The organism is Mycobacterium sp., from assembly GCF_052144515.1.
Lineage (GTDB): Bacteria > Actinomycetota > Actinomycetes > Mycobacteriales > Mycobacteriaceae > Mycobacterium.
Genome location: NZ_JBKQQD010000410.1, coordinates 1 through 4109 on the forward strand (window position 1 = coordinate 1; position 4109 = coordinate 4109).

Consider the following 4109-nt stretch of genomic DNA (forward strand, 5'->3'; position numbering starts at 1 on the left):
GCTACTCTTCTTCACGGCGGTCCCCTTGCTGTTGGTGTTCTTTGGCGGAACGCCCGACACCTACCACACGGCAGGAATCAAGCGGGGGACCGCCACCTCAACTTCCACGAGACCCGGGACAACCTCTACGTCAACCTCGGTGCAGGTTCTACCTCCTTGGGACCACTTATTCACGCTTCAGACCCTCGGGAGGGCACTTGTCCGATCGTCAAGTGGGGTGGCAGCAGTTCTATCGGAGCATCTTGCGCGGGTCAGGGAAGCCCATTTTGATGTAGCCGGGTGTTCGTTTCTTCAGCGATGAGGCGATGACGGGGGTGAGCTCGTCGTGGTAGTCGTGCACGGTTGCGGTGATCTTCGAGGGGTAGGGACGGGTGACGCGACCGATGTATTGCACGAGGCGGTTCTTGAAGGTGATCGGCGCTGCCAGGAACAGTGTGTCGAGGGCTGGGCAGTCGAAACCTTCCCCGATGAACGAGCTGGTGCCGACGATCAGGAGCGGATCCGAATCGGGCGTGTGGTTGGCAAGTTGGTCGGCGATCTGGCGGCGTTCACGAGCCTTCATGCCGCCGCTGAGGACTGTGACGGTCTTTCCGGCGGTCCGTAGCTGGTCAGTGATGGCGTGGAGGTGTTCGACCCATGTGGTGAGCACCAGGATGTTAGCTCCGGTTTCGGAAGCGTTCAGCACGTCGTCGGCGATCTGGTCGAGTCGTGCTTGATCCGCGACGAGGGCTCGATAGATTTCGGCCATTCCACCGGGTGCGGTGGGGTCGGCGTCGCCACGGTATTGGAAGTCGGTCGGGTGCAGGTGCAGAACTGGGTGGGGCATCAGTAGGTCGGAACTGTCGACCGGGAGTTGTCCGGTACTGGGCTGGTCGATGGCCACGTGGTGTGATCCGAGTTGGTGATAGATCAGGTCTTCGAGCCCGTCGCGGCGTTCCGGGGTCGCGGTCAGGCCGAGCCAGTACCGCGCGCCTATGCGGCTCAGGACGCCGAAGAATGCGTTGGCTGCGACGTGGTGGCATTCGTCCACAATGACGAATCCGTAGTTGGCGGTGATGTCTTCGACGTTGTCACGGCGGGCAAGTGTTGGCAGTAGCGCGATGTCGAGGATGCCTGTGGTTTTAGATCGTCCGCCGCCGATTTGACCACATGCGAAACTCAGGTGGCTGCTGATCCGGTCGCGCCATTGGTCGGCCAGGGCCTTGCGATCGACGAGGACCAAAGTGGAGGTAGACCGCGACTCGATTGCCGCGCAGGCTATGACCGTCTTGCCGGTGCCCGGTGGTGCGATGAGGACGCCGGTGTCCTCTTCGAGGAGTCGGTGCAGTGCGGTGGTCTGAATGGTGCGTAATGGCGTGCTGCAGGTGAACTTGTGGGGTTGACCGAGGATGCGTTTGTCGTCGATGTGTAGCGTGCTGTCGGCCGATTCGACGAGCTCGGTCAGCAGCGGATGGAGGCCGCGGGGCAGGACGAGATTACCGTCGGCGGTTTCGTCGTAGCTGTAGAGGAACCGTGGTGTATCCCAGGTGCTGCGGCGGGCACGTTGGCGCGCATCGAATTCTGGGTTGCGTATCGATGCGGCATGTTTGACGGCCGAGATCATCGCTGGGCCAAGATCATTGGAGGTCAGGGTGAGTCGTGATGTGAACTCCGCGCGCACGATTGCCGCCGGCCGCGGGATGATGCGCGACGACGTCGGTAGCTGCAGACGCCGGACGTTATGCCCGATCTGTGGATCGGGAAGTTGGCGTGCCAACGCGGTCACGTCTTTGGTGGACAATCGGGCGACGCTTGACAGGTATGCCCACTGATCCTCGTATGGCTCGAGGGTGGCGGGATCGAGGAAGACGGTGGTGCCGTGTTGACGGCGCTTGCCGTTCATCGGTGCGGCGATCAGATTGCCCACCCCACGCCCGGTGTGTACGTCCTGGGATGGGAACAAGCGGTCATAGCTACTCAGATGCATACTGCCACGCAGGCGAAATGCCTCACTCAGCAGACTTGTGGCGACGTTGCGGGCGACCGATGCCGAGATCGCATGAGCGAAGAAGATCCACACGTGAGCTCCTCGCCCGGATTGTGATACCTCCAGTGCAGCCGGAATCCCATATGAGCGAGCCGCTTTCATGTACGCGAGCGCGTCGAGCATCGCGGCTTCTTTGTCGAAATCCGCCGCGATCCACCAGCAGGTGTCGTCATCGCTGAGCGGATAGAGGCCGATGTGTGCCTCGCCCCGCAGGTGGGCATCAATGACCTCTGGGGTCAGCGGAAGGTAAGGTGCGTCGGCCCGATTCATACCCTTGCGCCAATAGCCCTTGATCGCCGGCATCCAACCTGAACGGCCATCTCGACGATTCTCCCAGCGAAGCGCGTAAACATCGGTGCGACAACGGAACAACTCGAAGAAGAACCGCACCTTATCAGCGGAGCTGGAGCCCATTGTCACCGGTGAGGCCGGCGCCCCCGTCAGCGTCGCCTGGTCACTGGCGGCTGCGCGTGCCTGTTCCTCACTCAACTGAAGAAGACGACGCAAACGCACATTGTCGGCACGCAGCGTGTCCAACTCACCAGGGAAGCTCTCGACACCGCTAACGGTCAACTCCTTTGTGCAGCAAATTATTCGGCGGAAGGGTTTACTCCCGCCAGCGCTCCCCGAGCGCTTTCGCCGCTGTGGACACCTTCATGACCAGACGACGCTCGCGGTTCCTAACGGGAACGAAGTGGTAGTGCTCGTAGAAGGATTGTGCCTCGTCGTCTATGGCATCAACGACGATGAGCCGGCCGCCGCCGATTTCCGATGCGGCGACGGCTTTGCCGAGTGCGTCGAGAAGCAGCTGCTCGCCATATCCCTGACCCCGCAGCGACGTGTCGATCGCCAGGCGGGCAATCAAGTATCCGGGTATGCGGGAATAGCCGCCGGCCATGGATCCCGAGAGGCCGTCGTCGTTGCGTACTACTTCGGTGGGACAGATGGCGAAATAGGCGCTGACTTTCTGTTCGCCGAGCGCCGTCCACACGTAGACGTGTGCGACTCCGCTGCTGTCCGCGCGACGGGCATGGGCGATGAGCCAGGTACTCAGCGACTCCTTACCGCAGTCGAATCCTTCCAGCGTGTGGGCGTCAGTGAGTCGCGCGGACTCGAACATTTGTTCAACGCCTTGTGAAGACCGCTGGTTTGCGTGCGGCTGCCGCCAGCCGCGGCGCGTCGTCAGCAGCATCGAGCGAGGACATCAGTTTGTCGAACTGTTCGGGCTCCATTGCCGTTACCAGCTCCTGACGCAGGATGTCTTCGGCCCGTTGCATCGCAGCTTTCCGCACGAACTCCGACGTCTGCTCATGGACAAGGTTGGCGGCGCGCTGGATGCGGTCCAAGGTCGCTTGCTCCGCGCGAAGCTCGATGCGCTTCGTTTTGACTACCACAGCGACACCTCCTTCTTCCCTCAGTCATCTCTGCTCGCGGCTGTCGATCACTTCATTGTACGGTGAATGTACGTACACGGCTAGTAAGGGTTGCGGCCAGCACCGGGGACCACCCAGGGACCACACGTCATGCGCGATGCCGAACGACCCGCACGTCAGTGAACGTCACACACCAACGCCCTGGCAGCGAAAACTGCAGGCGACCTGGGAAAAAAGCGCTACCGCCACTTACTGGGGGTCAAGTGGTCGCAGGTTCAAATCCTGTCAGCCCGACCAAAGGAAATAGGCTCTGAGCTGGTAGTTTACTCTTCGGCAGATGTGCACATGTGTTCGAAGGGCGCCCAGATTGTCACGAGTTGTCACAACTCACGGGGAACTCGTCGCTTCGAGGTACCGCAGCCGCGGACTGTGTCACCGCGCTCATAGCACGATGTCGAGCGTTGCGTGCAGCGCCCGCTGCGCGCGGGGAGCTCTTGACGAATAGGCCTTTGGCCGGCGGACGCCCGCGTGGCGCTGCAGTCCGGGCGTTCAATATTTCGGGTCCGCGGGCAGCTTGAGTTTCACCGTAGTGCCTCAAATCAAGATGCCCGCGAAATTTTGTCCGTGCCTCAGGTAGGAATGCCCGCGAAACGGGCCGGTTCAGCTGGCCTTGATCCGGATGCCTTTGCGGATGTCGGGTAGGGCGGTGG

Annotated in this window: 3 protein-coding genes; all 3 read right to left on the reverse strand. The window is 61.5% G+C overall.

Features of this window, described 5'->3' with window-relative positions:
• Positions 1-229 precede the first annotated feature (229 nt).
• Positions 230-2563 carry a TOTE conflict system archaeo-eukaryotic primase domain-containing protein gene (locus ACLP9N_RS27290; RefSeq protein WP_442410297.1) on the reverse strand — a complete coding sequence of 778 codons (2334 nt, stop codon included), beginning with the start codon at positions 2561-2563 and terminating at the stop codon, positions 230-232.
• A 70-nt stretch (positions 2564-2633) separates the two neighbouring features.
• On the reverse strand, positions 2634-3146 hold the full coding sequence (locus tag ACLP9N_RS27295) for a GNAT family N-acetyltransferase (protein WP_442410298.1): 513 nt from the start codon (positions 3144-3146) through the stop codon (positions 2634-2636).
• A gap of 4 nt (positions 3147-3150) precedes the next feature.
• Complete coding sequence (locus ACLP9N_RS27300) at positions 3151-3420, reverse strand: type II toxin-antitoxin system TacA family antitoxin (RefSeq protein ID WP_442410299.1); 270 nt, start codon at positions 3418-3420, stop codon at positions 3151-3153.
• Between the last annotated feature and the right edge of the window lie 689 nt (positions 3421-4109).